The sequence below is a fragment of the Halorubrum sp. GN12_10-3_MGM genome, assembly GCF_005435235.1.
Taxonomy (GTDB): Archaea; Halobacteriota; Halobacteria; order Halobacteriales; family Haloferacaceae; genus Halorubrum; species Halorubrum ezzemoulense.
The window spans coordinates 145,624-171,783 of the sequence record NZ_SGUB01000002.1 but is presented as its reverse complement, the minus strand read 5'-3'; the positions used below and the strand labels follow the sequence as shown (position 1 = coordinate 171,783).

Below are 26,160 nucleotides of genomic sequence, written 5' to 3'. Positions count from 1 at the left end.
CCTCCCCCGCATCGACACCGGTTTACAACCGCCGACCCGATGAGTCGCCATGTCTCTTCGCGTCACGTTCCTCGGGACGGGCGGCGCCGTTCCCACCGTCGAGCGCGCGGCCAGCGCCGTCTTCGTCAACCGCGAGGGCGACCGCTTCCTCTTCGACTGCGGCGAGGGCACGCAGCGCGAGATGATGCGCAGCGGCACCGGGTTCGCCGTCGACCGCGTGTTCGTCTCGCACCTCCACGGCGACCACGTCCTCGGCATCCCCGGCCTCGTCCAGACGCTCGGGTTCAACGACCGCACCGACCCGCTGACGATCCACTGCCCGCCGGGGACCGGCGGGCACCTCCGCGACCTGGTCCACGCGGCCGGCCACGACCCCGCCTTCCCGATCCGGATCGAGCCGGTCGCTCCCGGCGAGGTCGCCCACGAGACCGACGAGTACGAGATCCGCGCGTTCGAGACGGAACACCGCACCGTCTCGCAGGGGTACGTCCTAGCGGAGGACGACCGCCCCGGCCGGTTCGACCGCCCGAAGGCGGAGGAGCTCGGCGTCCCCGTCGGGCCGAAGTTCGGCCGCCTCCACGGGGGCGAGCCGGTCGAGGCCGAGGACGGCACGGTCGTTGAGCCGGAGCAGGTCGTCGGCCCGCCGCGTCCGGGCCGGAAGCTTGTCTACACCGCGGACACGCGCCCGCGCGAGTCGACGGTCGAAGCGGCCGCGGACGCCGACCTGCTCATCCACGACGCCACCTTCGCCGACGACATGGCCGACCGCGCCCGCGACACGGCCCACTCGACCGGCGGCGAGGCGGGGTCGATCGCCGACCGCGCGGACGCGAAGCGGCTCGCCTTGGTCCACATCTCCTCGCGCTACGCCGCCGACCCGCGCCCGATCCGCCGCGACGCCCGCGAGGCGTTCGACGGCGAGTGCCTGCTCCCCGACGACGGCGACCTGATCGAGGTGCCGTTCCCCGACGCCGACGAGTGAGGGTCCCGAACACCCGTTCCTCCGTTCGGCTCGTCCCCCTCCGTGCTACCGCAACCCGTGGGACGGTTCCACTCGAAACGGCGCCCGCGCACGGCTGACGCGCGTCTGACGCGGCCGCCGCCGCTCCGGTGTCTTCCGAGCATCTGATCCGCGGTCGGTCCGGCGCCGATCCGGAGAACTCCGGAGAGAAGCGCGCTCTCGACGGATACGTTCACTTTCACCGCGGTCACGGGCGTTTTAATACGGTGAGGAACCAACGGCCGTACGCCTCCCAGTGAAACAAGACCGGAGGCGGAGACACCCCATGAGCGAACTGCGACAGGAAGCGGAAGCGATAGCGGAACAGTTCTCGGACCACACGGACGTCGACCCCGACGACGTCGAGGAGCGCCTGACGACGCTCGTCGACGAGTACCGCGTGCCGCTCGACGAGGCGAGCCGGAGCGTCACTAACAGCTACCTCGAAGACGCCGGGATGGAGCGCGACGAGCTCGGCCGCGGCGGCAGCGAGGAGGTCCTCGTCAACGACATCGACGAGGACGAGCAGTGGGTGGACCTGCGCGTCGAGCTGGTCGACCTGTGGGAGCCCCGCAGCGACTCCATCTCGCAGGTCGGGCTCCTCGGCGACGAGTCGGGCACGATCAAGTTCGTCGCCTTCGAGACCTCCGACCTCCCCGAGCTGACGGAGGGACAGGCGTACGAGCTCTCGAACGTCGTCACCGACGAGTACGAGGGGAGCTACTCGGTGAAGCTCAACCGGACGACCGGTATCACCGAGATCGACGAAGCGATCGAGGTCGGCGACAACGCCGACACCGTCGAGGGCGCGCTGGTCGACATCCAGTCCGGCTCCGGGCTGATCAAGCGCTGCCCCGAGGAGGACTGTACGCGCGTCCTCCAGAACGGGCGCTGCTCCGAGCACGGTCAGGTCGAGGGCGAGTTCGACCTGCGGATCAAGGGCGTCCTCGACGACGGCGAGACCGTCACCGAGGTCATCTTCGACCGCGAGGCCACCGAGGATCTCACCGGCATGACCCTCGAGGAGGCCAAGGACATGGCGATGGACGCGCTCGACACTACCGTCGTCGCCGAGGAGATGGGCGAGGACGTGCTCGGGCGCTACTACCGCGTCACCGGCCCGACCTTCGGGCGGTACGTCCTGGTCGACGAGATGGAGGACCCCGGCACCGTCGACGTTGAAAGCGCGCTGATCGAAGCGAGGTCGATTTGAAATGAGCCAGTCAGCCCCCACCCGAGAGGTCGCCCGGCGCGTGTTCGCGAGCGAGTTCAACGACGCCGGCTACACGTTCACCGAGTCCGACGACGAGCGGGCCCCCGTCTACGCGCTGCTGCCGACGGGCGAGTCCTCGAACCGCGTGTTCTTCGTCGGCACCCTCACCGAGAAGGAGGACGTCGGCGAGGACAGCGAGTACTGGCGCGGTCGCATCGTCGACCCGACGGGCACGTTCTTCGTGTACGCCGGCCAGTACCAGCCCGAGGCCGCTTCCAAACTCCGGGACCTGGAGCCCCCGGCCTACGTCGCAGTCGTGGGGAAACCCCGGACCTACGAGACCGACGACGGCACGGTCCGAGTGTCCGTCCGCCCCGAGTCGATCACCGAGGTCGACGCCGCCACCCGCGACCGCTGGGTCGCGGAGACCGCCCGCCGTACCGTCGAGCGCGTCGCCGCGTTCGACGACGAGGGCAACGAGTACGCGCGAATGGCCCGCGAGGAGTACGACCTCGACCCCGAGACGTACAAGGCCGCCGCGCTGTCGGCGTTAGAGGACCTCGACGAGAGCGGCGACGAGCTCGCCGGCGACGCCGGCGACGAGCCGGACCCGGCCGGGACGCCCGAGCCCTGACCGGCGACGGCCGACCGCCTCGACGAACCGATCGGGCGCGTCACCCCGTAACGACTCACTTTTCGCCGTTTCTTGCGACTGTCTGACAAACCATTAAGTGATCCGCGCGCCCACGTTTCGGGCGATGGGCAACAAGAACAAGACCATCTCGTTCCGCGTCAACGAGGACGCGTTCGAGGCCCTTCGCGACATCGCCGAGGAGCGGGACATCTCGCTGTCGGCGGTGTTCCGAGACTACGTGGACGCGCTCGTTGCCCACGACGGCCAGGTCCGGGTCGTCCCGGAGTCGGAACTGGCCGACGCGGGCGACGACGGCGAGCCGTTTCCCCCGAAAGTCGAGGTTCCGAAGAGCTTCGTCCGCGAGCACGAGCGGCTGGAACTCGAGGCCGAACACCTCCGGGAGCAGCTCGAAGAGCACAAGCGGTACGTCAATCACCTCCGGGAGCAGCTCGAGGACGAGGACGACGACGTAATCCAGCTCGAAGACCTCGACGGCGAGCCGGACGAACCCGCTTTCCGCCTCGGGTAGCCGCCGATTCCTTCCATTTCCACCGCTCCGTCGATCCGGGAGAGACCCGTCCACCGTTGAGCTACGGCGCCGTCCGCTCCGACCGTCCGCGACGTTCGGACCGCACTTCGATGACGGTCGGACGCGCGGACGAAAACCTTCCTGTTCGTCCGTTACTAACCGCTGAACCGCCCATGTTGGCGAAAATATTGCCGTGATGCTCCGAGTTTGTTCAGAAACGTCCGATTCTCGACCCGTCTGATGGACGGTCTCTCAGAGCGACGCCGCTATTTCTGAGTATACTAAATTATTTACGAAAACGATATTACCCGGGCGGTGAAGGGATCCTACATGCGAAGGTGGGTTCGACCGTGAACGTGTTCGATAGGGCGTACGACGATACGGTTCGCGTCCTCGACGAGGACGGCGAGGTCGTCGGCGACGTGCCGGACCTCGACGACGAATCGCTCGTCGACATGTACAGGCACATGCGGCTGGCGCGTCACTTCGACGGCCGCGCGGTGAGCCTCCAGCGACAGGGGCGGATGGGGACGTACCCCCCGCTCTCCGGCCAGGAGGGGGCCCAGATCGGCTCGGCGTTCGCGCTCGACGACGACGACTGGATGGTCCCGTCGTACCGCGAACACGGCGCCGCCCTCGTCCACGGGCTCCCGCTGAAACAGACCCTGCTCTACTGGATGGGTCACGAGGACGGCAACAACGCGCCGACGGACGTCAACGTCTTCCCGGTCGCCGTCCCCATCGCGTCGCAGATCCCCCACGCGACGGGCGCCGCGTGGGCCTCGAAGCTCCGCGGCGAGGACGACGCGTTCGTCTGCTACTTCGGCGACGGCGCGACGAGCGAGGGCGACTTCCACGAGGGAATCAACTTCGCCGGCGTGTTCGACACGCCGACCGTCTTCTTCTGTAACAACAACCAGTGGGCGATCTCCGTTCCGCGAGAGCGCCAGACCCGGAGCGCGACCCTGGCGCAGAAGGCGGAGGCGTACGGGATCGACGGCGTTCAGGTCGACGGCATGGACCCGCTGGCGGTGTACAGCGTCACGGAAGCGGCCTTAGAGAAGGCGCGCGACCCCGAGACCGACCGGCCGCGGCCGACGCTGATCGAGGCGGTCCAGTACCGGTTCGGCGCGCACACGACCGCCGACGACCCGACCGTCTACCGCGACGACGACGAGGTCGAGCGCTGGAAGCGGAAGGACCCCATCGACCGGCTGGAGTCGTACCTCCGGGACGAAGGGGTCCTCGACGACGAGCGCGTCGCGGAGATCGAGTCGACGGTCGAGGCCCGGGTCGCGGACGCGATAGACGAGGCTGAATCGATGGCGCGCCCCGACCCGCGCGAGCTGTTCGAACACGCGTACGCGGAGCTTCCGCCCGAGCTGGAGCGGCAGTACGAGGAGTTCGCCGCCCTGCGCGACGAGCGCGGCGACGCGGCGTTCCTGGAGGAGTAAATGACCGAGACACAGAACCTCACGCTGGTACAGGCGATACGAGACGGACTACACACCGAACTGCGCGAGGACGACGACGTCGTCGTGATGGGGCAAGACGTCGGGAAGAACGGCGGCGTCTTCCGCGCGACCGAGGGCCTGTTCGACGAGTTCGGCGGCGACCGGGTGATCGACACGCCGCTGGCCGAGTCGGGCATCGTCGGCACCGCGGTCGGGATGGCCGCCATGGGGATGCGACCGGTCCCGGAGATCCAGTTCTCCGGGTTCATGTACCCCGGCTTCGACCAGATCGTCTCGCACATGGCGCGGTTCCGGACCCGCAGCCGCGGGCGGTTCACGCTCCCCATGACGCTACGTGCCCCCTACGGCGGCGGGATCCGCGCGCCCGAACACCACTCCGAGTCGAAGGAGGCGTTCTACGCCCACGAGGCCGGGCTGAAGGTCGTCATCCCCTCCACGCCGTACGAGGCGAAGGGGCTGCTCGCGGCGTCGATCCGCGACCCCGACCCGGTGATATTCCTCGAACCGAAGCTGATCTACCGGGCGTTCCGCGAGGAGGTCCCCGAGGAGCCGTACACGGTCCCCATCGGCGAGGCGGCCACGCGCCGCGAGGGCGACGACGTGGCCGTCTTCACCTACGGCGCGATGACTCGCCCCACGCTGGAGGCCGCCGAGACGCTCGGGGAGGAGGGGATCGAGTGCGAGGTCGTCGACCTCCGCACGATTTCCCCGCTCGACCGCGAGGCGGTCGTCGAGGCGTTCGAGAAGACCGGTCGCGCGGTCGTCGTTCACGAGGCCCCCAAGACCGGCGGGCTCGCGGGCGAGATCACGGCGATCCTTCAGGAGGAGGCGCTGCTGTACCAGGAGGCGCCGATCGGCCGCGTCACCGGCTTCGACGTGCCGTACCCGCTGTACGCGCTGGAGGACTACTACCTCCCGTCCGCCGCCCGCATCGAGGACGGAATCTTGGAGGCGGTCGAATTTTAAGATGTCCGGCAGAGGTACACCCATGAACGCCGAGGACCGGCGCACGACGGCAGAGGGGAGACGCCCGACCGCCGAGGGGGGCGACGAATGACGGTCGAGGAGTTCAAACTGCCCGACGTCGGCGAGGGCGTCGCGGAGGGCGAACTCGTCAGCTGGCTGGTCGCGCCCGGCGACCGCGTCGAGGAGGACCAGCCCGTCGCCGAGGTCGAGACCGACAAGGCGCTCGTCGAGGTGCCGTCGAGCTACGACGGCGTCGTCGAGGAGCTGTTCGCCGAGGAGGGGGAGATGGTCCCCGTCGGCGACGTGATCATCTCGTTCCGCGTCGACGAGGACGGCGAGGCGGCCGCCGGCGACGACGCGGAGGCCGAACCGGAGCCGGAGCCCGACTCGCCCGACGAGTCGGCGTCGGAGCCGACCACCGAGGCGGCCGACGCCGAGCCCGACACGCCCGCCGGACGCACCTTCGCGCCGCCGTCGGCCCGCCGGCTCGCCCGCGAGCTCGGCGTCGACGTCGCGGCCGTCGACGGGAGCGGCCCCGGCGGCCGCGTCACCGAGGCCGACGTGCGCGCCCACGCCGAGGGCGACGCCGGGGCCGCCGACGCGGGCGGCCCGGACGACGGCCCCGAACCCCGTCCCGCGCCGACGCCGACCGATACCGGCTCCGACGGGCGGAAGTCCGCGGTCAGCAAGCGCGGCGCCGACGACGGCTCCGCCGACGCCCCGGCGACGCCCGCCGGCGGGCCCGACCCCGCGGGCCGGGAGACGACGCTCGCGACGCCCGCCACGCGGAAGGCCGCGCGCGACCGCGACGTGGACATCGACGACGTGCCGACCGACCAGACCCGGGACGGCGAGGCGTTCGTCACGGCCGAGGCCGTGAACGCGTACGCTGACGCGCTGGAGTCGCCCGCGTCGACGCCCGAGCCGGAACCGGTCGAGACGGGCCCGGGCACGGAGCCCGCCGTGACCGCCGGCGACGCGTCCGAGACGAGCGCTCCCGCGTCGGGCGACGAGACCGTCCCGTACCGCGGCGTCAGGCGCACCATCGGCAAGCAGATGGAGCGCTCGAAGTTCACGGCGCCGCACGTCACCCACCACGACACCGCCGAGGTCGACGCGCTCGTGGAGGCCCGCGAGGAGCTGAAGCCGAAGGCCGAGGCCGAGGGGGTGAAGCTCACCTACATGCCGTTCGTGATGAAGGCCATCGTCGCCGGGCTGAAGGAGTACCCGTACCTCAACAGCGAGCTCCGGGAGGACGACGAGGAGATCGTGTTGAAAAGCGAGTACAACCTCGGCATCGCGGTCGCGACCGACGCGGGTCTCATGGTTCCCGTCGTCGAGAACGTCGACGAGAAGGGGCTCTTCGAGCTGGCCGACGCGGTGAACGACCTCGCCTCGCGCGCCCGAGAGCGGAAGCTCAAGCCCGCGGAGATGCAGGGCGGGACCTTCTCTATCACCAACTTCGGCGCGATCGGCGGCGAGTACGCCACGCCGATCATCAACTACCCCGAGACGGCGATCCTCGGGCTCGGGGCCATCGAGGAGCGCCCTGTCGTCCGCGACCACGCGGACGTCGAGTCCGAGTTCCTCGACGACTCGGACGACTCGACGGTCGTCCCGGCGCCGACGCTCCCGTTGTCCTTATCGATCGACCACCGCGTCGTCGACGGCGCGGTCGCGGCCGAGTTCGCGAACACCGTCATGGAACACCTGGAAAACCCCCTGCTGTTACTCAACGAATAATGGTCGTCGGAGATGTCACCACGGGAACGGAGGTACTGGTCATCGGCGCGGGGCCGGGCGGCTACGTCGCCGCCATCCGCGCCGCACAGGAGGGGCTCGACACGACCCTCGTCGAGAAGGACGCCTACGGCGGCGCCTGTCTCAACCGCGGCTGTATCCCCTCGAAGGCGCTGATCACGGGGAGCGGGCTCGCCCACGAGGCCGGCAACGCGGAGTTCATGGGCGTCCACGCGGACCCCGCCGTCGACATGGGGAAGATGATCGAGTGGAAAGACGGCGTCGTCGACCGGCTCACCGGCGGCGTCGAGAAGCTCTGTAAGGCGAACGGCGTGAACCTGATCGAAGGGACCGCCTCGTTCGTCGGCGAGGACACCGTCCGCGTCGCGCACGGCGGCGACGGGCAGGGCTCTGAGACGCTCTCGTTCGAACACGCGGTCGTCGCGACCGGCTCGCGTCCGATCCAGATCCCCGGCTTCGAGTTCGCCGAGGACCACGTTTGGAGCTCCGCCGACGCGCTCGACGCCGACACCGTCCCGGACCGGCTCGGGATCGTCGGCGGCGGCTACATCGGGATGGAGTTGGCGACGACGTACGCCAAGCTCGGGGCCGACGTGACGGTCGTCGAGATGCTCGACGACATCCTCGACCCCTACGAGGACGACGTGAAGCGGATCGTCCGGGAGCGCGCCGCGGAGCTCGGCGTCGAGTTCAACTTCGGCGAGGGCGCGAGCGAGTGGTCGGAGGCGCCCGACGGCGGGTACCTCCTCCACACCGAGACGGAGGACAGCGAGGAGTCGACGTACGGCGTCGACAAGATCCTCGTCGCGGTCGGCCGTCAGCCAGTCACCGACGGCCTCGACGTAGCGAACGCCGGTATCGAGACGGACGACCGCGGCTTCATCGAGACGGACGATCGCACGCGCACGGCGGTCGAGCACATCCACGCCGTCGGCGACGTCGCGGGCGACCCGATGCTCGCGCACGCGGCCTCGAACGAGGGGATCGTCGCCGCCGAGGTGATCGCCGGTGAACCCGCCGCGCTCGACCGACAGGCCGTCCCCGCCGCGGTGTTCACCGACCCCGAGATCGGGACGGTCGGGATGACCGAGGCCGAGGCCGAGGACGCCGGCTTCGATCCCGTCGTCGGCGAGATGCCGTTCAACGCCTCCGGCCGGGCGATGACGACCGGCCACACCGAGGGGTTCGCCCGGATCGTCGCCGACGAGGAGACCGGATTCGTCCTCGGCGGGCAGATCGTCGGACCCGAGGCGTCGGAGCTGATCGCGGAGGTCGCGCTCGCGGTCGAGATGGGCGCGACCCTCGAAGACGTGGCCGCCACCGTCCACACCCACCCGACGCTCGCGGAGGCGGTGATGGAGGCCGCGGAGAACGCTCGCGGGCAGGCGATCCACACGCTGAACCGCTGAGCGGCCCGTCTTCGAGACCCCGGGTCGGCGCCGTCGGCGACTCGACGCTCCCGCGCGGAGTCAGAAGTGGCCGCGAGGCGAACGGACGCGCCCGCCTCCCTCGGGTGGAACTCTCACACATGATTATCGAACTGTCGACTTCTCGATCCGTAGCGGGGTCGCCACTCACTTCTCGGCGGAGCACGCCATGCGGAGCGCCGCTGCGGTCCACGACGCCGACTTCGCAGATCGGAAAACAGAACTTCAGTTTCTCGATAGAAACTCTCCGTTATATCGATTATTGTCTCCTCGTATTAGACAATATTATCCGTAAAGAAGGGCGACTATTTTTTGATGGCTAGTAACACCCAAGAGTGGTGGCCGGACCAGTTGGACCTGGAGTTGCTCGATCAGAACTCCGCCGACATCGGTCCCTACGGCGAGGAGTTCGACTACGCCGAGGCGTTCGAGGAGCTCGACCTCGAGGCGGTCAAGTCCGACCTCGAAGACGTGATGACCGACTCGAAGGAGTGGTGGCCAGCCGACTACGGCCACTACGGGCCGCTGTTCATCCGGATGGCGTGGCACAGCGCCGGCACGTACCGCTCGCTCGACGGCCGCGGCGGCGCCGCCGGCGGCCACCAGCGCCTCCCCCCGATCAGCAGCTGGCCGGACAACGTGAACCTCGACAAGGCCCGGCGGCTGCTGGAGCCAGTGAAGACGAAGTACGGCGAGAAGCTCTCGTGGGCGGACCTCATCGTCCTCGCCGGCAACGTCGCGCTCGAGTCGATGGGCTTCGAGACGTTCGGCTTCGCGGGCGGGCGCGAGGACGACTTCCGGGGCGACGACGCGGTCGACTGGGGCCCCGAGAGCGAGTTCGAGACGACCTCCGAGGAGCGCTTCGACGAGGAGGGCGACCTCAAGGCGCCGCTCGGCAACACCGTGATGGGCCTCATTTACGTGAACCCCGAGGGGCCGAACGGCGAGCCCGACCTCGAAGGGTCCGCGAAGAACATCCGCCAGTCGTTCAGCCGCATGGCGATGAACGACAAGGAGACCGTCGCCCTCATCGCCGGCGGCCACACCTTCGGCAAGGTCCACGGCGCCGACGACGGCGACAACCTCGGTCCGGAGCCCGAGGACGCCCCCATCGACCTCCAGGGACTCGGCTGGGACAACGAGTTCGGCGAGGGGATGGGCCCCGACGCGATCACCAGCGGCATCGAGGGGCCGTGGAACGCCACCCCGACCGTCTGGGACATGAGCTACGTCAACAACCTGCTCACCTACGACTGGGAGCCGGAGAAGGGTCCCGGCGGCGCGTGGCAGTGGACAACGGAGAACGACGAGCTCGACGACGCCGCGCCCGGCGTCGCGGACCCCGACGACAAGGAGGACGTGATGATGCTCACGACGGACGTCGCCCTGAAGCACGACGACGACTTCCGGGCCGTCTTAGAGGAGTTCCGCGACGACCCCGAAGAGTTCCAGGAGACGTTCGCGAAGGCGTGGTACAAGCTCATCCACCGCGACATGGGCCCGCCGGAGCGGTTCCTCGGCCCCGAGGTCCCGGAGGAGACGATGATCTGGCAGGACCCCCTGCCCGAGGCCGACTACGAGACCGTCGGCGACGCGGAGGTCGCCGAGCTCACGGACGCGCTCCTCGAGTCCGGCCTGTCGACCGGCGAACTCGTCAAGACCGCGTGGGCGGCGGCGTCCACCTACCGCGACAGCGACAAGCGCGGCGGCGCCAACGGCGCCCGCATCCGCCTCGAACCGCAGCGAAGTTGGGAGGCCAACGAGCCCGAGGCGCTCGCTGACGTCCTCTCGACGCTCGAGGAGATCCAGACCGAGTTCAACGAGTCGCGCGACGACGACGTCCGCGTCTCGCTCGCCGACCTCATCGTGCTCGGTGGGACGGCGGCCGTCGAGCGGGCCGCGGCCGACGCGGGCTACGACGTCGAGGTGCCGTTCGAGCCCGGCCGCGTCGACGCGACGGCGGAGCAGACCGACGTCGACTCCTTCGAGGCGCTCGAGCCGGAGGCCGACGGCTTCCGTAACTACCTCGGCGACGCCGACGAGCCGGTCGAGGACCTCATGGTCGACAAGGCGGACCTGCTGAACCTGACCGCCAGCGAGATGACCGTTCTGGCCGGCGGTCTGCGCGCGCTCGGCGCGACGTACGGCGATTCCGACCGCGGGGTCTTCACCGACGAGCCCGGCGCGCTCACCAACGACTTCTTCGCGAATCTGCTCGACATGGAGTACGAGTGGGACGCGGTCACCGAAGACGAGGACGTCTACGAGATCCGCGACCGCGACACCGGTGAGGTCGCGTGGGAGGCGACGCGCGCCGACCTCATCTTCGGCTCGAACGCGCGACTCCGGACCATCGCGGACGTGTACGCCAGCGACGAGGAGAAGTTCGTCGAGGACTTCGCCGCGACGTGGAGCGAGATCATGAAGCTCGACCGCTTCGATCTCGAGTAACCCGATCGCCGCGCTCCCGGTTTTCTCTCTGACTCTGCCCCGCCGAACGCGGGCCGGTGGTGCGTCGCTCCGCCGCTGCCCGCCGTTCGAGCCTCTCGCTGTCGGCCGCCGAGTCGTGACTCTCGCTTCTGACCCGGTGACCGGCGCCGATCAAATTCTATATCGCGACATATAATTTATCTTGTCGGCCACGTTCGAATCTCTCCCCGAACCGCGAGTTCGAGGGGGCCCCCGTTTCGGCGTCTCGGGGGCGATCGACCGGCTTTTTTCCCGCCGAGCCCTCGCTGGCGACATGGCCGACGAGTTCGACCCGGAGAAGTTCGAGGACAAGTACGCGCACTACTTCAACGAGCTCCAGCGGGCGTACAAGAACGCGTTCAACCAGATGAACGACCGGTACGACTCGGAGCTGATCCACGGCATCGACCAGACCGTGCTCAACGAGTCGGAGCCGTTCTACGAGGACGGTGAGTTCCGCGTCGAGCTCCCGGAGAACCCGCGCGAGCGCATCCGCGGCGCCGTCGCGGTCGACGACGAGACGTTCGAGGAGACGCTCGAGGAGTACGTCGAGCGGATCGAGTCCGAACTGTACCGGACCCTTGGGGTCGACCGACCGGAGTAGGGGTCCGACGCGACCCGCGACGGGAGCGGATCCGGCCGAACCAAAGGCATAAGCCCGGTGCCCGCCAACTCGCGGGCATGAGCACGGACACGGCTGACGCGGACAACGAACTCCGCGAGCGGATCACGAACTTCCTGCGGCGCAACTTCCCGCAGATCCAGATGCACGGCGGCAGCGCCGCCATCGCCCACCTCGACCGCGAGAAGGGCGAGGTGACGGTCCAGCTCGGCGGGGCCTGTTCCGGCTGCGGCATCTCCCCGATGACGATCCAGGCGATCAAGTCCCGGATGGTCAAAGAGATCCCCGAGATCGAGACGGTCCACGCCGACACCGGCGCGTCGGCCGGCGCCGACGGCGACCTCGGCGGCACCAGCAGCGGCGGCGGGATGTCTCCCTCCTTCCCCGGGGAGACGACCGACGACGACGGCGACGACGAAGGCCCCCAGGCGCCGTTCTGAACCCCGCCGACCACGCCTTTCCTCTCTTTCCGCTCCGCGAGTCGCAACGCCGTCAGCTACTGAACCGCCTATCTCTGTAGATCCACCGTTTCTACGGTGTAGACGCGTTCTCTCGGCCTTATTGTCGTCTCTCTGACTCTCGCTGTCGTCGCTAGATGTATCACATAACGCTATATCGAATTGAGTTCGCCGTCCTCCTCGGTCCGACTGAAGCCTTTTTCTCCCCGGCCGCCGTGGGGAGTTGCTATGTACCACCGCGAGGTCGAACCAACGGCGGAGTACGTCGCGCGGTTCGAAACGGGGGCCGACTGGCGCGAGGAGATCGAGTCGCTCGCCCGCGAGGAAGACGTCGAGGCCGGCTGGTTCACGGCGCTCGGTGCGGTCCAGGACGCGGACGTCTGGTTCTACGACCAAGACGAGACCGAGTATCGCTCGGTGACGTTCGACGAACCGCTCGAGGTGGCCGCCTGCGTGGGCAACGTCTCGCTGTTGGAGGGCGACGTGTTCGCACACACCCACGCCGTCCTCTCGCGGCCGAGCGGACAGGCGCTCGCGGGGCACCTCGACTCGGCGACGGTCTGGGCCGGCGAATGTCACCTGCGCGCGTTCGCCGAGCCGCTGGAGCGCTCGCACGACGAGGCGACGGACCTCGACCTGTGGCTGTGACCCGTCGACCGCGCCACCGGACCCCAGAGGCCCGATGAGACCGGACGACGAGCGCTACTTCGCGCGGATCGAAGAGCGGCTCGACGAGGCGTGGGATGTCGCGGAGACGGCCAAAGAGCAGGGCCGGGACCCGGAGCCGGAGATCGAGATCCCGATCGCCCGCGACATGGCCGACCGCGTCGAGAACATCCTCGGCATCGACGGCGTCGCCGAGCGCGTCCGCGAGCTGGAGGGCGAGATGTCTCGTGAGGAGGCGGCTCTGGAGCTGGTCACTGACTTCGTCGACGGCAACGTCGGTGACTACGACTCCCGCGAGGGGAAGATCGAGGGGGCGGTCCGGACCGCGGTCGCGCTGCTCACCGAGGGGGTCGTCGCCGCGCCGATCGAGGGGATCGACCGCGTCGAGCTGTTGGAGAACGACGACGGCACGGAGTTCGTCAACGTCTACTACGCCGGTCCGATCCGCTCGGCGGGCGGGACGGCGCAGGCGCTGTCCGTGCTCGTCGCCGACTACGCCCGGTCGCTGCTCGACGTCGACGAGTACAAGCCCCGCGACGTGGAGGTCGAGCGCTACGCCGAGGAGATCGCCCTCTACGACAAGGACACCGGGCTCCAGTACACGCCGAAGGACAAGGAGTCGAAGTTCATCGCCAAGCACATCCCCGTCATGCTCGACGGGGAGGCGACGAGCGACGAGGAGGTCTCGGGGTTCCGCGACCTCGAACGCGTCGACACCAACTCCGCGCGCGGCGGGATGTGCCTCGTCGCCGCCGAGGGGATCGCGCTGAAGGCCCCGAAGATCCAGCGGTACACCCGTGACCTCGAGGAGGTCGACTGGCCGTGGCTCCAGGACCTGATCGACGGGACGATCGGGAAAGACGGGGCGGGCGACGGGGGCGCCGCGGCCGACGAGGACACCGAGAGCGGCACGGGAGACGGTGACGGCGACGCCGAAGCCGACGACGCGGCGGACACCGAGGGAGACGAGAGCGCGGCCGACGACGCGGCCGGACCGCCGCGGGCCGACCCCTCACAGAAGTTCCTCCGCGACCTCATCGCGGGGCGGCCCGTGTTCACCCACCCGAGCGAGGCTGGCGGCTTCCGACTCCGGTACGGCCGGGCGCGCAACCACGGCTTCGCGACCGGCGGCGTCCACCCCGCCACGATGCACATCGTCGACGACTTCCTCGCGGCCGGCACGCAGATCAAGACCGAGCGGCCGGGGAAGGCGCACGGCGTCGTCCCGGTCGACTCCATCGAGGGCCCCACGGTCCGGCTCGCGAACGGCGAGGTCCGCCGGATCGACGACCCCGAGGAGGCGAAGGAGCTCCGCAACGGCGTCGAGAAGGTCCTCGACCTGGGCGAGTACCTCGTCAACTACGGGGAGTTCGTCGAGAACAACCACCCGCTCGCGCCCGCCTCGTACGCCCCCGAGTGGTGGGTCCAGGAGTTCGAGGCGGCCGGCGCCGACGTCCGCGCGCTCCGCGACGACCCGCACGTCGACCTCGAACACCCCGGTGTCGACCGGGCGCTCTCGTGGGCGCGCGAGCACGACTGCCCGCTCCACCCCGAGTACACCTACCTCTGGCACGACGTGTCGGTCGACGCGTTCGCGGCGCTCGCCGACGCGATCGCGGCTGGCGAGGTCGTCGAGGGCGTCCTCGCGATCGAGCGCACGGATCAGGTCCAAGACACGCTGGAGTCGCTGCTGATCGAACACGCGGCGACCCCGGACGCCCTCCGGATCCCGACGTGGCGGCCGCTCGCGCGGTCGCTCGGGATCGACGACGGCCTCCGGAAGGAGTGGGACCCCGCGGACCTTTCCCCCGCGGCCCGGGAGTACGCCGACGGCGAGAACGCGATCCGCGCGGTCAACGAGGTCGCCCCCTTCGAAGTGCGCGAGCGGGCCCCCACCCGCATCGGTAACCGGATGGGACGCCCCGAGAAGTCGGAGAGCCGCGACCTCTCGCCGGCGGTCCACACCCTCTTCCCGATCAACGAGGCGGGCGGCCCCCAGCGCGACGTCGCCGAGGCCGCGAACGTGATGGACGACACCGGCCGGCGGGGGCGACACGAACTGGAGGTCTCCGACCGCGTCTGCCCGGACTGCGGCGAGCACACCTACGCCGCGCTGTGCCCCGACTGCGAGACGCACACCGAACCGCACTACGAGTGTAACGACTGCGGCACCGTCTGCGAGCCCGACGAGGCCGGCCGCGTCGAGTGCCCGAACTGCGAGTGGGAGGTGACGGCCGCGGGGTATCAGGTGGTCGACGTCAACGACGCGTACCGCACCGCCTTGGAGACGGTCGGCGAGCGCGAGTCCGCCTTCGAGATCCTGAAGGGGGTTCAGGGGCTCACCTCGCGGAACAAGACGCCGGAGCCGATCGAGAAGGGCGTCCTCCGCGCGAAGAACGGCGTCACGTCGTTCAAGGACGGAACGGTCCGGTACGACATGACCGACCTCCCGGTCACCGCGGTCCGGCCCGAGGAGCTCGACGTCACCGCCGACCACTTCCGCGAGCTCGGCTACGAGACCGATATTGACGGCGAGCCGCTGCGCCACGACGACCAGGTGGTCGAACTGCGCGTCCAGGACATCGTCCTCTCGGACGGCGCGGCCGAGCACATGCTCAAGACCGCCGACTTCGTCGACGACCTCCTCGAACAGTTCTACGGGCTCGACCGCTTCTACGAGGTGAACGAGCGCGACGACCTCGTCGGCGAGCTCGTCTTCGGGATGGCCCCCCACACGAGCGCCGCGACTGTCGGGAGAGTGGTGGGTTTCACGTCGGCCGCGGTCGGATACGCTCATCCGTACTTTCACGCCGCGAAACGGCGGAACTGCTTCCACCCGGAGACGAAAATCTGGTACGAGGACGAAGCCGGAAAGTGGCACTACGACCCCATCGAGACACTCGTTGAGGACCGACTTGACGCCGAAACGGCTGAAGAGGACGACTTCGGGACGCTTGTCCAGAAACTCGATGACGATGTGTATGTACCGTCCGTAACTGAGGATGGCGAGAAAACGCTCCAACGGGCTGAAGCACTCTCGAAGCATCCTTCGCCTGACCACCTCGTCCGCGTCGAAACAAAGAGTGGACAGGAGCTGACGGTGACGCCCGACCACTCGATGCGTCGGTGGACCGGCGATGGAATCGAGCGCGTGTCGGCCCGAGAATTAACCACGGAAGATGCGCTCCCTGCGCCGAAACAGATCTCGGTTGACGGGGAAACAGCGACGTTCGACCTGCTCGCGGAATTCCTCGACGCGGACGCCGTTTCGAACGACGACCTGATGATCCGAGGGCTCGGCGAATCTAATCTCAAACAACTCCTCGATGATGCGACAGACGCCGAGAACTACCTGAAGCCTGTTGCGGAACTCCTCGACGTTAGTCAGTCGACGGTGTACAACTGGGTGTCTCGCGACAGCATCTCGGCCGGCGTTCTGATCGAACTGTACGACTGCGACACTGTCGTCGAACGCGTTCCCACCGACGTGACACTTGGAATCCGTCGAGACAGCGCTTCGATTTCGCGTCAGTTCGATGTCGACGAGACGGTCGGCACGATGCTCGGATACTACGCTGCAGAAGGGTTCACCCGGCAGGAGGCTGGGTCATTTTACCAGACGACAATCTGTACGCCGGACGACGTGCCACGCGACGAGATCATTGACGTCTTTGACGACGTATTTGACGTTGAGGCGTTCGAGGAGAACGAATGGAAGATTACTGTTTCCAGTCGCCTCGTCACGACGCTGTTCTCGGATGTTCTTGACGCCGGGAGTCGTGCGGAGACGAAACTAATCCCGGACTGCGTGCTCTCCGCACCGGACTCGATTCTCCGAACGTTCCTCGCGGCGTACTTCTCTGGCGACGGAAGCACGTCTAGCGAACGCGTCGAGGTTCGCGCACATACGGTGAGCGACGACCTACAGTCCGACCTAACCGCAGCCCTCAAGCGGTTCGGTATCGCTACGAAAGTGTATCGCGAGGAGCGTACCCCGAAGACGGGTGCGGTGGCCGAGTTCTACGACGGCGAGCAGTCGTTCGAATCCTGGGTCCTCAAGATCACATCACAGAACGCCGTGCGGTTCGCCGACCGAGTCGGCTTCCATCTCGGCCGCAAGGACGAGACGCTTACTGACGTGCTGGACCGCGTCGATACCCGAACACAGCGACTCTTCGGTGACGGAGGCGACGTTTGGGTTGACGAAGTCGTCTCTGTCGAGATGGTCCAGTCCGACATCGAATTCACATACTGTCTGACTGTTGAGGAGACAAACACGCTCGTCGCGAACGACGTGTACTCCGGTCAGTGTGACGGTGACGAGGACTGCGTGATGCTGCTTATGGACGGACTGCTCAACTTCTCGAAAGAATTTCTGCCCGATCAGCGCGGCGGGCGGATGGACGCGCCGCTGGTGATGTCCTCGCGAATCGATCCCTCCGAGATCGACGACGAGGCGCACAACGTCGACATCGTGCGGGAGTACCCCAAAGAGCTGTACGAGGCGTCCCGAGAGATGGCTGACCCGGAGGCGGTCGAGGAGCTGATCCAGATCGGCGAGGACACGCTCGGCACCGACGACGAGTACCACGGGTTCGACCACACCCACGACACCACCGACATCGCGATGGGACCGGACCTCTCGGCGTACAAGACGCTCGGCGACATGATGGAGAAGATGGACGCCCAGCTGGAGCTGGCCCGGAAGCTCCGCGCGGTCGACGAGACCGACGTGGCGGAGCGGGTGATCGAGTACCACTTCCTGCCGGACATCATCGGGAACCTCCGGGCGTTCTCGCGGCAGGAAACGCGCTGTCTCGACTGCGGCGAAAAGTACCGGCGGATGCCGCTGACGGGCGAGTGCCGCGAGTGCGGCGGCCGCGTGAACCTCACCGTCCACGAGGGGTCGGTGAGCAAGTACGTCGACACCGCCATCGAGGTGGCGGAGCGGTTCGACTGCCGGCCCTACACGAAACAGCGGCTGAAGGTGTTAGACCAGTCGTTAGAGTCGATCTTCGAGGACGACACGAACAAACAGTCCGGCATCGCGGACTTCATGTGAGGTGGGGAGAGCGGCCGCGGATCGAGCGGGCCTCACCGCGCCGGACCCTCGGGGTTCAGTCGCCGCGCGCTTCCTCGACCACCCGCGTGAACTCGCGGGCGGTCTCGGTGATGACCTCGTAGTCGCCGCGCTCGGCGGCGTCGTAGTCGACGAGCGCGCCGCCCGCGCCGACCGCGAACGCGCCCGCCTCGACGTACTCCGCGGCGTTGTCCGGGCTGACGCCGCCGGTCGGCATCATCGGAATCTGGCCGAGCGGCCCCTTCATCGCGCCGAGGTGGGCCGGCCCGACCGTCTTCGCGGGGAACACCTTCACGAAGTCGGCGCCCGCCTCGTAGCCGCGGACCGCCTCCGTCGGCGTCATCACGCCGGGTGCGCTGACCGCGCCGTAGCGGTTACACGTCTCGATGACGTCCTCGTGGAGGCTCGGCGAGACGACGAACTCGGCGCCCGCCATCAGCGTCGTCCGGGCCGTCTCGCTGTCGAGGACGGTACCGGTGCCGACGACGACCTCGTCGTCGAAGGAGGCGGTCACCTCGTCGATGAGGTCCGCGACGTTCGGCGTGTCGGCGGTGATCTCGACGGCGGTGACGCCGCCTTCGCGGAGCGCCTCCGCGATCTCGATGAGCTGGTCGGCGGGCACCCCGCGGAGCACCGCGACGACGCCGCTGTCGACGAGCCGTGAGAGCGTCTCGTTCATACTCACCGTTTCCCGAGTCGGCCCTTAAAACCGCGCCGATGCCCGCTCCGCCGGGGTCTCGACCCGGGCGCCCGCGGCGGTCGTTCCGTGACACTGTGCGACACGAAATCGCCCGGGATCGGGGGTGATCCCCGGCGAATCGGCCGCGACGAAACACTACCCTTTTGACCCTCCTTTCGGTAACACTCGGTATAATGGGCCGACGCAAGAAGATCGTTCAGGAATGTGAGCGGCTGATGGACAACCCGGAGCACATCCGGAACATCGCCATCGCCGCCCACGTCGACCACGGGAAGACGACGCTGTCTGACAACCTGCTGGCGGGCGCCGGGATGATCTCCGAGGACACCGCGGGCGAGCAGCTCGCGATGGACACGAAGGAGGACGAGCAGGAGCGCGGGATCACCATCGACGCGGCGAACGTCTCGATGACCCACGAGTACGAGGACACCAACCACCTCATCAACCTCATCGACACCCCGGGCCACGTGGACTTCGGGGGCGACGTCACTCGCGCGATGCGCGCGGTCGACGGCGCGCTGGTGGTCGTCGACGCCGTCGAGGGCGCGATGCCCCAGACGGAGACGGTGCTCCGACAGGCGCTCCGCGAGGGCGTGAAGCCGACGCTGTTCATCAACAAGGTCGACCGCCTCATCTCGGAGCTCCAGGAGGGGCCCCAGGAGATGCAAGAGCGGCTGATGTCGGTCATCGCCGACGTCAACGAGCTCATCCGCGGGATGGCCGAGAACATGGACGACATCCCCGAGGACTGGACCGTCTCCGTCGAGGACGGCACGGTCGGCTTCGGCTCCGCGCTGTACAAGTGGGGCGTCTCGATGCCCTCGATGCAGCGGACCGGCATGGACTTCGGCGACATCATGGAGCTCGAACAGAACGACAAGCGGCAGGAGCTCCACGAGCGGACGCCGCTGTCTGACGTCGTGCTCGACATGGTCTGCGAACACTTCCCGAACCCGGTCGACGCGCAGCCCCGCCGCGTCCCGCGCATCTGGCGCGGTGACCCGGACACCGAGCTGGCCGAGGGGATGCAGCTGGTCGACGAGGACGGCGACGTCGTCTTCATGGTCACCGACATCTCCATGGACCCGCACGCGGGCGAGATCGCGACTGGCCGCGTCTTCTCCGGCACGCTGGAGAAGGGCCAGGAGCTGTACGTCTCCGGCACGGCCGGGAAGAACCGCATCCAGAGCGTGGGGCTCTTCATGGGGTCCGAACGCGAGGAGGTGGACCGTGTCCCGGCGGGGAACATCGCGTCCGTCACCGGACTGCGTGACGCCATCGCCGGCTCCACCGTCTCCTCGGTCGAGATGACGCCGTTCGAGTCGATCGAACACATCTCCGAGCCGGTCATCACGAAGTCCGTCGAGGCGCAGAACATGGACGACCTGCCGAAGCTCATCGAGACGCTCCAGCAGGTCGCCAAGGAGGACCCGACGATCCAGATCGAGATCAACGAGGACACCGGGGAGCACCTGATCAGCGGGCAGGGTGAGCTCCACCTCGAAGTGATCACCCAGCGGATTCGCGACAACCAGGGCATCCCGGTCATCACCGGCGAACCGATCGTCGTGTTCCGCGAGCAGCCCCAGGAGTCCTCTCGCGAGGTCGAGGGGCAGTCGCCGAACCGCCACAACAAGTTCTACATCACCGTCGAGCCGATGGACCAGGAGATCGTCGACGCCATCCAGCTCGGCGAGGTCTCGATGGACATGCCCGAACTGGAGCGCCGCGAGGCGCTACAGGAGGCCGGCATGGACAAGGACACCTCCCAGAACGTCGAGGACATCCACCGGACCAACATCCTCATCGACGACACGAAGGGGATCCAGCACCTCAACGAGACGATGGAGCTCGTCTTGGAGGGGCTTCAGGAGGCGCTCGACGACGGTCCGCTGGCCGCCGAGCCGGTCCAGGGGTCGCTGTTCCGACTCCACGACGCGAAGCTCCACGAGGACACCATCCACCGCGGTCCGGCGCAGGTCATCCCGGCGGTCCGCGACGCGGTCCACCGCTCGCTGATCGACGGCGAGGTCCGCCTGCTCGAACCGATCCAGGACGTCCGGATCGACGTGCCCAGCGAACACATGGGCGCGGCCTCCGGCGAGATCCAGGGTCGTCGCGGCCGCGTCGACGACATGTACCAGGAGGGCGACCTCATGGTCGTCGAGGGCATCGCGCCCGTCGAGGAGATGATCGGGTTCTCCTCCGACATCCGCTCGGCCACCGAGGGCCGCGCCTCGTGGAACACCGAGAACGCGGGCTTCCGCGTCCTCGTCGATAATCTCCAGCGCGAGAAGATCATGGAGATCCGCGAGCGCAAGGGGATGAAGCTCGAACTGCCGCAGTCGATCGACTACTTCTAAGTCGACGACGCGGTCCGCGGTCTCTGCGGTCAACTTCTCTCTCGCGTCTTCCGCCTGAGAGCCCCGACGCCGTCGATCGCGGCAGACCTCCCCGAACCGTGCGCCGCGTTGACAGGCACGGAAGCGAGGCAACGCCTGCCAGCGCCGAAGGCTTATACCGGATCGTCCGACTCCGTTCGGGTATGCAGACGGGCACGACTCCCCCCCGGCGCACCGCGACGGAGCCACCGAGCGACCGCTCCACGTCGGGGACAGGAGCGCGTCCGCGGACGAGCGATCCGGACTCGACCGGCCGCGATGAAGCCGGGCGCGGCGCGGCGCCGGAGGTGGCGCCGTGAGCGACCGTCGCGACGGGGCGCCGGAGGCCGCGCTCGACGCGGAGGCGGGCGTCGACGAGCCCGACTCGGGAGCGTCGCCCGACGGCGGCCACGCCTCGACGGCGGTCTCGACGCACACGGTCCGGCTGGAGCTGGTCGACGAGCCCGGGCAGCTGCTCGCCGCGCTCCACCCGATCGCCGACAACGGCGGGAACCTCCTGTCGATCTACCACGAGCGCGGGAACAAGACGCCCCGCGGCCGGATCCCGGTCGAGGTCGACTTCGAGGCGACGCCGGACCGGTTCGAGGAGATTGTCGACGCGCTCCGTAGCGAGGGCGTGAACGTGATGCAGGCCGGCACGGAGCGGTACGCCGAGGAGGTGACGCTGCTCCTCTTCGGCCACCTCATCGACACCGACCTCTCCGACACGCTCTCGAGCATCGAGGCCTGCGAGTCGGCGTCGGTCGCCGACGTGTCACTCGCGGCCCCGCAGGGCACCGAGGAGGTGTCGAGCGCGCGGCTCCGGCTCGAAGCCCGGGCCGGCGAGACGGACGCGGCGCTCGCCGCGGTCCGCGACCTCGCCGCGGAGAAGGACCTCCGCGTCGTTGAGCCACTCACGGGGGTGGAGGCGTGAGACTCGCCGTGATCGGTGCGGGCGCCGTCGGGCGCTCCGTCGTCGAGCTGGCGGGCGAACACGGCCACGAGGTCGTCGCGGTCGCCGACTCGTCGACCGCGGTCGTCGCGGACGGGACGGGCGGTTCCGGCGGAGAGGCCGTCGGCGTCGACCCCGACGCGGTCGTGGCGCGGAAGGCGGAACGGGGGATCGTCGGCGACGACGACCCGGCAGACGCGCTGGCGGCCGACTACGACGTCCTCGTGGAGGCGACGCCGACGACGCTCGGCGACGCCGAGCCGGGCTTCTCGCACGTGACGACCGCCTTAGAGCGCGACCGCCACGCGGTCCTCGCGAACAAGGGCCCCGTCGCGGAGCGGTACGGCGACCTGCGGGCGGCCGTCGGCGACAGCGACGGCGAGATCCGGTTCGAGGCGACCGTGGGTGGCGCGATCCCCGCAGTGTCGACCGTCGAGGACATCGAGCCCGGCCACGTCACGGCGGTCCGGGGCGTGCTCAACGGGACGGCGAACTTCATCTTGACGCGGATGGCCGCCGAGGGGCTGGACTACGACCACGTGCTCGCGGAGGCGCAGGACCTCGGCGTCGCGGAGGCGGACCCCTCCTTCGACGTGGACGGCACCGACGCGGCGCTGAAGTGCGTCATCCTCGCGAACGTGCTCTCGTTCGGCGCGGTCGACGACCCCGCCGACGCCCGGGAGTTCACGCTCGAAGACGCCGATGTCTCGGGGATCCGCGACGTGCCCGGCTCCGCGCTCCGCCTCGCGGCCGAGGACGGGCGGACGGTCCGGCTGATCGGCGAGGCGACGGGCGAGACCGTCCGCGTCGCGCCGCGGCTCGTCCCCGAGAACGGCACGCTCGCGGTCTCGGGGACGCAGAACATCGTCCAGATCGAGACCTCCCACGCCGGCCGGCTCAACATCTCCGGCCGCGGCGCGGGCGGCCCCGAGACCGCGAGCGCGGTCCTCGGCGACGTGGGCCGGCTGGAGTAGCCGACGCCCGACTCGCCCACCGACGGTCTCCGTGCGGCCGTGTGGCGTGCCCCGGGTTGTCGAGAATCGCAAGACGGCGGCACGATACTCTGTGGGCCGTATCGAAACCGTTTTAGTGGAATCAACCGAAACTTACTCACAGAGCGCCTTAGCGCGTGATTACCCCATGAGTGACAAACCGCACCAGAACCTGGCCATTATCGGCCACGTCGACCACGGCAAGAGTACGCTCGTGGGTCGCCTCCTCTTCGAGACGGGGAGCGTCCCCGAGCACGTAATCGAGCAGCACCGCGAGGAAGCCGAAGAGAAGGGCAAGGGCGGCTTCGAGTTCGCCTACGTGATGGACAACCTCGCCGAGGAGCGCGAGCGCGGCGTCACGATCGACATCGCCCACCAGGAGTTCGACACCGACGAGTACTACTTCACCATCGTCGACTGTCCGGGCCACCGTGACTTCGTGAAGAACATGATCACGGGCGCCTCGCAGGCCGACAACGCGGTGCTCGTCGTCGCGGCCGACGACGGCGTCGCGCCCCAGACCCGCGAGCACGTGTTCCTGGCCCGCACGCTCGGGATCAACGAGCTCATCATCGGCGTCAACAAGATGGACCTCGTCGACTACAGCGAGGACTCCTACAAGGAGGTCATCAGCGAGGTCGAGGACCTGCTCAACCAGGTCCGCTTCGCGACCGACGACACCACGTTCGTGCCGATCTCGGCCTTCGAGGGCGACAACGTCGCCGAAGCGTCCGAGAACACCTCGTGGTACGACGGCCCCACCCTGCTGGAGTCGCTCAACGACCTGCCGGAGGCCGAGCCGCCGACGGACGCGCCGCTCCGCCTGCCGATCCAGGACGTGTACACCATCTCCGGTATCGGGACCGTCCCCGTGGGACGCGTCGAGACCGGGATCCTCAACACCGGCGACAACGTCTCCTTCCAGCCGTCCGACGTGGGCGGCGAGGTGAAGACGGTCGAGATGCACCACGAAGAGGTGCCCAAGGCCGAGCCCGGCGACAACGTCGGATTCAACGTCCGCGGCATCGGCAAGGACGACATCCGCCGCGGCGACGTCTGTGGCCCGGCCGACGACCCGCCGAGCGTCGCCGAGACGTTCCAGGCCCAGGTCGTCGTCATGCAGCACCCGTCGGTCATCACGGCCGGCTACACCCCGGTCTTCCACGCCCACACGGCGCAGGTCGCCTGTACGATCGAGTCCATCGATCAGAAGATCGACCCCTCGTCCGGTGAGGTCGCCGAGGAGAACCCGGACTTCATCAAGTCCGGCGACGCGGCGGTCGTCACCGTGCGTCCCCAGAAGCCGCTCAGCATCGAGCCGTCCGGCGAGATTCCGGAACTCGGCAGCTTCGCCATCCGCGACATGGGTCAGACCATCGCGGCCGGCAAGGTGCTGGACGTCAACGAGCGATAATCGATGCAGCAGGCACGCGTCCGCCTCGCCGGCACGAGCCCCGAGGACCTCGACGACATCTGCGACGACGTCCGCGAGATCGCGGACTCGACGGGAGTCGCCCTGTCGGGCCCGATCCCGCTGCCGACGAAGACGCTCGAGATCCCGTCGCGCAAGTCCCCGGACGGTGAGGGGACGGCGACGTGGGAGCACTGGGAGATGCGCGTCCACAAGCGTCTGATCGACATCGACGCCGACGAACGCGCGCTCCGCCAGCTCATGCGCGTCCAAGTGCCGAACGACGTCAGCATCGAGATCGTTCTCGAAGACTGAGCGCTAGGGCGTTTCTCTTTCACCCCTTTCGTTTTTCACACCGCCTAGCCCCGGCGCCGTCGATCGCGGCCCGCGCCCACCGTCCGGTCCGGTTCCGGTCACCGCGCGTCGAGCAGGCCGACGCGTCCGGCGACGAGCCCGCAGAACGCCCCGGTCGCGTGCGCGATCAGCGCGACGCCCGGCGCGGCCGTCGTCGCGGTGAGGACGACGGCGACGAGCCCGAACAGGACCAGTTGGACTCGCGGCGAGAGGCGCAGGCGGTCGAACAGCGTCTCGCTCACGACGTTTCCCGCGAGGAGGTAGCCGCCGAGCGCGAACACCGCGCCGCTGATCCCCAACACGGCGACCGGCGGGCCGAGTAGGCTCCCGAGGGTCACCTGCGCGAGGCCCGCGAGCGCGCCCGTCGTGACCACGAACGCGTGGAAGCGGGCGCGGGTCGTCCGGCGCTCGACTAGGGGCCCGACGAGCAGCAGCGCGAGGGCGTTCGCCAGCAGGTGGCCGACGGAGCCGTGCGCGTACACGCTCGTGACGAGCGTCCAGGGAGCGACGGCGACGGGGGTCGACAGCGCGAACAGTCCGGCGAGGCCGACGACGCCGAGGAGGGCCTGCGCGGCGCCGACGAGGAGGGCGACGCCGAGCGTTTCGAGAGTGGCGCGCATCGGCCGGGCGTTGGGCCCGGGCGGTGAAAAGGCTGTGCGGCCCGGTCGCTCGCGGCCCGTCCGCGGTGCGGCTCAGATGACGTCGTCGGGGTCGTGGACGCGGGCCATCCGCGTCGCCTCGGCGGCGTAGCGCTCGCGGTCGTCGGGGTCGTCGACGGCTCCGACGTTCGACGGCGCCGCGTCGACGGCGGCCGTGGTGTCGCGCACGTCCGTGAAAGAGGTGAGCGCGCGCTCCTTGCGGAAGTAGCGCTCGCCGTCCGGCGTCGCGTACGTGAGGATCACCATGTTCTGCTCGTCGTCGGAGTACGTGCGCTCGACGAGCCACATCCGCACGTCCTCGGTCGCAGCGCCGGCGTCTGCCTCGTTCGCGCTCATGCGTAGTTGTTCGATTCCCGCGAACAAACGTGTTGCGTCGCGCCGGGTCCGGCCCGCCCCGCCGGTTCGCCTCCG

At 68.6% G+C, this 26,160-nt stretch carries 21 protein-coding genes; 18 read left to right on the top strand and 3 right to left on the bottom strand.

Annotated elements, in window-relative coordinates:
• The first annotated feature begins 49 nt into the window (after positions 1-49).
• The 13 genes from rnz to polC all read left to right on the top strand — a co-directional run bounded on the left by rnz (position 50) and on the right by polC (position 18,282).
• Positions 50-982: a ribonuclease Z gene (gene rnz, locus EXE47_RS02485; RefSeq protein ID WP_089308667.1), complete on the top strand. Its 933-nt coding sequence runs from the start codon at positions 50-52 to the stop codon at positions 980-982.
• 304 nt (positions 983-1,286) lie between these two features.
• Positions 1,287-2,213 carry a replication factor A gene (locus tag EXE47_RS02480; RefSeq protein WP_049932247.1) on the top strand — a complete coding sequence of 309 codons (927 nt, stop codon included), beginning with the start codon at positions 1,287-1,289 and terminating at the stop codon, positions 2,211-2,213.
• A 1-nt stretch (position 2,214) separates the two neighbouring features.
• Entirely contained in the window at positions 2,215-2,847 is a 633-nt protein-coding gene (locus tag EXE47_RS02475; RefSeq protein WP_049932248.1) for an RPA family protein, read from the top strand.
• Positions 2,848-2,971: 124 nt separating this feature from the next.
• Positions 2,972-3,376, top strand: coding sequence for a CopG family transcriptional regulator (locus EXE47_RS02470; RefSeq protein WP_049932250.1), 405 nt, complete (start codon positions 2,972-2,974; stop codon positions 3,374-3,376).
• 350 nt (positions 3,377-3,726) lie between these two features.
• Positions 3,727-4,830 carry a pyruvate dehydrogenase (acetyl-transferring) E1 component subunit alpha gene (pdhA, locus tag EXE47_RS02465; RefSeq protein ID WP_049932323.1) on the top strand — a complete coding sequence of 368 codons (1,104 nt, stop codon included), beginning with the start codon at positions 3,727-3,729 and terminating at the stop codon, positions 4,828-4,830.
• Positions 4,831-5,817, top strand: coding sequence for an alpha-ketoacid dehydrogenase subunit beta (locus EXE47_RS02460; protein WP_007345778.1), 987 nt, complete (start codon positions 4,831-4,833; stop codon positions 5,815-5,817).
• A gap of 87 nt (positions 5,818-5,904) precedes the next feature.
• Positions 5,905-7,560 (top strand): dihydrolipoamide acetyltransferase family protein, encoded by a 1,656-nt coding sequence (locus EXE47_RS02455; protein WP_049932251.1) that lies wholly within the window; start codon positions 5,905-5,907, stop codon positions 7,558-7,560.
• Complete coding sequence (lpdA, locus tag EXE47_RS02450; RefSeq protein ID WP_049932253.1) at positions 7,560-8,987, top strand: dihydrolipoyl dehydrogenase; 1,428 nt, start codon at positions 7,560-7,562, stop codon at positions 8,985-8,987. Before EXE47_RS02455 ends, lpdA begins: the two co-directional genes overlap by 1 nt.
• 333 nt (positions 8,988-9,320) lie before the next feature.
• The gene (katG, locus tag EXE47_RS02445; protein WP_089308666.1) at positions 9,321-11,456 is read left to right on the top strand and encodes a catalase/peroxidase HPI; all 2,136 of its coding nucleotides are present in this window, start codon (positions 9,321-9,323) and stop codon (positions 11,454-11,456) included.
• Between the two features lie 292 nt (positions 11,457-11,748).
• A complete protein-coding gene (locus EXE47_RS02440) occupies positions 11,749-12,078 on the top strand; it encodes a DUF5783 family protein (protein ID WP_007995328.1) in 330 nt (109 codons plus the stop codon).
• Between the two features lie 77 nt (positions 12,079-12,155).
• Entirely contained in the window at positions 12,156-12,536 is a 381-nt protein-coding gene (locus tag EXE47_RS02435; protein ID WP_049932256.1) for an iron-sulfur cluster biogenesis protein NfuA, read from the top strand.
• Between the two features lie 246 nt (positions 12,537-12,782).
• Positions 12,783-13,202: a PPC domain-containing DNA-binding protein gene (locus EXE47_RS02430; protein ID WP_049932257.1), complete on the top strand. Its 420-nt coding sequence runs from the start codon at positions 12,783-12,785 to the stop codon at positions 13,200-13,202.
• A 34-nt stretch (positions 13,203-13,236) separates the two neighbouring features.
• On the top strand, positions 13,237-18,282 hold the full coding sequence (gene polC, locus EXE47_RS02425; RefSeq protein ID WP_089308665.1) for a DNA polymerase II large subunit: 5,046 nt from the start codon (positions 13,237-13,239) through the stop codon (positions 18,280-18,282).
• A gap of 55 nt (positions 18,283-18,337) precedes the next feature.
• Here polC and EXE47_RS02420 read toward each other — a convergent pair whose 3' ends face one another.
• A complete protein-coding gene (locus EXE47_RS02420; RefSeq protein WP_049932261.1) occupies positions 18,338-18,979 on the bottom strand; it encodes a bifunctional 4-hydroxy-2-oxoglutarate aldolase/2-dehydro-3-deoxy-phosphogluconate aldolase in 642 nt (213 codons plus the stop codon).
• Between the two features lie 194 nt (positions 18,980-19,173).
• On the opposite strand from EXE47_RS02420, the gene EXE47_RS02415 reads away from it, so the two are divergent.
• The 5 genes from EXE47_RS02415 (at position 19,174) to rpsJ (ending at position 25,051) form a co-directional block, all read left to right on the top strand.
• The gene (locus EXE47_RS02415) at positions 19,174-21,363 is read left to right on the top strand and encodes an elongation factor EF-2 (protein ID WP_049932262.1); all 2,190 of its coding nucleotides are present in this window, start codon (positions 19,174-19,176) and stop codon (positions 21,361-21,363) included.
• 334 nt (positions 21,364-21,697) lie between these two features.
• Positions 21,698-22,315 (top strand): amino acid-binding protein, encoded by a 618-nt coding sequence (locus tag EXE47_RS02410; RefSeq protein ID WP_049932264.1) that lies wholly within the window; start codon positions 21,698-21,700, stop codon positions 22,313-22,315.
• Positions 22,312-23,307, top strand: coding sequence for a homoserine dehydrogenase (locus EXE47_RS02405; RefSeq protein WP_089308662.1), 996 nt, complete (start codon positions 22,312-22,314; stop codon positions 23,305-23,307). The genes EXE47_RS02410 and EXE47_RS02405 overlap by 4 nt, the downstream gene beginning before the upstream one ends.
• Positions 23,308-23,473: 166 nt before the next feature.
• The gene (tuf, locus tag EXE47_RS02400; protein WP_049932267.1) at positions 23,474-24,739 is read left to right on the top strand and encodes a translation elongation factor EF-1 subunit alpha; all 1,266 of its coding nucleotides are present in this window, start codon (positions 23,474-23,476) and stop codon (positions 24,737-24,739) included.
• A 3-nt stretch (positions 24,740-24,742) separates the two neighbouring features.
• On the top strand, positions 24,743-25,051 hold the full coding sequence (gene rpsJ, locus EXE47_RS02395) for a 30S ribosomal protein S10 (RefSeq protein ID WP_004048854.1): 309 nt from the start codon (positions 24,743-24,745) through the stop codon (positions 25,049-25,051).
• A gap of 98 nt (positions 25,052-25,149) precedes the next feature.
• Here rpsJ and EXE47_RS02390 read toward each other — a convergent pair whose 3' ends face one another.
• Positions 25,150-25,710, bottom strand: a complete 561-nt coding sequence (locus EXE47_RS02390) for a rhomboid family intramembrane serine protease (RefSeq protein WP_049932268.1) — start codon at positions 25,708-25,710, stop codon at positions 25,150-25,152.
• A gap of 72 nt (positions 25,711-25,782) precedes the next feature.
• Positions 25,783-26,085: a hypothetical protein gene (locus EXE47_RS02385; protein WP_049932269.1), complete on the bottom strand. Its 303-nt coding sequence runs from the start codon at positions 26,083-26,085 to the stop codon at positions 25,783-25,785.
• Positions 26,086-26,160 lie beyond the last annotated feature (75 nt).

Bases quoted from the DNA above. Each gene is read 5' to 3' on its own strand.
- rnz (WP_089308667.1), top strand. From the start codon at position 50: ATGTCTCTTCGCGTCACGTTCCTCGGGACGGGCGGCGCCGTTCCCACC.
- EXE47_RS02480 (WP_049932247.1), top strand. From the start codon at position 1,287: ATGAGCGAACTGCGACAGGAAGCGGAAGCGATAGCGGAACAGTTCTCG.
- EXE47_RS02475 (WP_049932248.1), top strand. From the start codon at position 2,215: ATGAGCCAGTCAGCCCCCACCCGAGAGGTCGCCCGGCGCGTGTTCGCG.
- EXE47_RS02470 (WP_049932250.1), top strand. From the start codon at position 2,972: ATGGGCAACAAGAACAAGACCATCTCGTTCCGCGTCAACGAGGACGCG.
- EXE47_RS02460 (WP_007345778.1), top strand. From the start codon at position 4,831: ATGACCGAGACACAGAACCTCACGCTGGTACAGGCGATACGAGACGGA.
- EXE47_RS02455 (WP_049932251.1), top strand. From the start codon at position 5,905: ATGACGGTCGAGGAGTTCAAACTGCCCGACGTCGGCGAGGGCGTCGCG.
- lpdA (WP_049932253.1), top strand. From the start codon at position 7,560: ATGGTCGTCGGAGATGTCACCACGGGAACGGAGGTACTGGTCATCGGC.
- katG (WP_089308666.1), top strand. From the start codon at position 9,321: ATGGCTAGTAACACCCAAGAGTGGTGGCCGGACCAGTTGGACCTGGAG.
- EXE47_RS02440 (WP_007995328.1), top strand. From the start codon at position 11,749: ATGGCCGACGAGTTCGACCCGGAGAAGTTCGAGGACAAGTACGCGCAC.
- EXE47_RS02435 (WP_049932256.1), top strand. From the start codon at position 12,156: ATGAGCACGGACACGGCTGACGCGGACAACGAACTCCGCGAGCGGATC.
- EXE47_RS02430 (WP_049932257.1), top strand. From the start codon at position 12,783: ATGTACCACCGCGAGGTCGAACCAACGGCGGAGTACGTCGCGCGGTTC.
- polC (WP_089308665.1), top strand. From the start codon at position 13,237: ATGAGACCGGACGACGAGCGCTACTTCGCGCGGATCGAAGAGCGGCTC.
- EXE47_RS02420 (WP_049932261.1), bottom strand. From the start codon at position 18,979: ATGAACGAGACGCTCTCACGGCTCGTCGACAGCGGCGTCGTCGCGGTG.
- EXE47_RS02415 (WP_049932262.1), top strand. From the start codon at position 19,174: ATGGGCCGACGCAAGAAGATCGTTCAGGAATGTGAGCGGCTGATGGAC.
- tuf (WP_049932267.1), top strand. From the start codon at position 23,474: ATGAGTGACAAACCGCACCAGAACCTGGCCATTATCGGCCACGTCGAC.
- rpsJ (WP_004048854.1), top strand. From the start codon at position 24,743: ATGCAGCAGGCACGCGTCCGCCTCGCCGGCACGAGCCCCGAGGACCTC.
- EXE47_RS02390 (WP_049932268.1), bottom strand. From the start codon at position 25,710: ATGCGCGCCACTCTCGAAACGCTCGGCGTCGCCCTCCTCGTCGGCGCC.
- EXE47_RS02385 (WP_049932269.1), bottom strand. From the start codon at position 26,085: ATGAGCGCGAACGAGGCAGACGCCGGCGCTGCGACCGAGGACGTGCGG.